Origin of the sequence: Psychrobacter sp. AOP7-B1-24 (assembly GCF_052376215.1) — a bacterium.
Taxonomy (GTDB): Bacteria; Pseudomonadota; Gammaproteobacteria; order Pseudomonadales; family Moraxellaceae; genus Psychrobacter.
This window is the reverse complement of sequence record NZ_JBQSVL010000175.1, coordinates 1-1,148: the sequence shown is the minus strand read 5'-3', so window position 1 is coordinate 1,148 and position 1,148 is coordinate 1. Positions and strand designations below refer to the sequence as shown.

Below are 1,148 nucleotides of genomic sequence, written 5' to 3'. Positions count from 1 at the left end.
AAAAAAGAGGAAATACCCATGGCAAAGGCCAAGTTTGAACGCAACAAGCCACACGTCAACGTCGGTACCATTGGACACGTTGACCACGGTAAAACAACACTAACAGCTGCAATCGCAACAGTAGCAGCAATCACTTCAGGTGGCGAAGCCAAAGACTACGCTTCTATTGACTCAGCACCAGAAGAAAAAGCACGTGGCATCACCATCAACACCTCACACGTAGAATATGACACAGCTACTCGTCACTACGCCCACGTTGATTGCCCAGGTCACGCCGATTATGTTAAAAACATGATCACTGGTGCCGCTCAAATGGATGGCGCAATCCTAGTTGTATCAGCAACTGACGGCCCAATGCCACAAACACGTGAGCACATCTTGCTATCACGTCAGGTTGGCGTACCATACATCATCGTATTCATGAACAAATGTGACATGGTAGATGACGAAGAACTACTAGAACTAGTAGAAATGGAAGTTCGCGAACTATTGAATGACTATGACTTCCCAGGTGACGACACTCCAATCATCAAAGGTTCAGCAACTGAAGCCCTAAAAGGCTCAGAAGACAAATATGGCCAACCAGCCGTAGTAGAACTACTAGAAGTACTAGACACTTACATCCCAGAGCCAGAGCGTGACGTTGACAAAGCATTCCTAATGCCAATCGAAGACGTATTCTCAATCTCAGGTCGTGGTACCGTAGTAACAGGTCGTGTTGAATCTGGTATCGTAAAAGTTGGTGACGAGATCGAAATCGTCGGTATCCGTGACACTCAAAAAACCACCTGTACTGGTGTAGAGATGTTCCGTAAACTGCTTGACGAAGGTCGTGCAGGCGAAAACTGTGGCGTACTACTACGTGGTACTAAACGTGAAGACGTACAACGTGGCCAAGTACTAGCTCAGCCAGGTACAATCACGCCTCACACCAAGTTTGACGCAGAAGTATATGTACTATCAAAAGAAGAGGGTGGTCGTCACACACCATTCCTAAACGGCTATCGTCCACAGTTCTACTTCCGTACCACTGACGTAACTGGCGCAATCCAATTACAAGACGGTACTGAAATGGTAATGCCTGGTGACAACGTTGAGATGGGCGTAGAGCTTATCCACCCAATCGCTATGGACAAAGGTCTTCGCTT

General features: G+C 47.0%; 1 protein-coding gene. It reads left to right on the top strand.

Features of this window, described 5'->3' with window-relative positions; translation table 11 throughout:
* Nucleotides 1–18: 18 nt before the first annotated feature.
* Nucleotides 19–1,148 (top strand): elongation factor Tu (gene tuf / locus ACT3QP_RS14815; protein ID WP_444526029.1); only part of this gene is annotated, 1,130 nt, incomplete at its 3' end.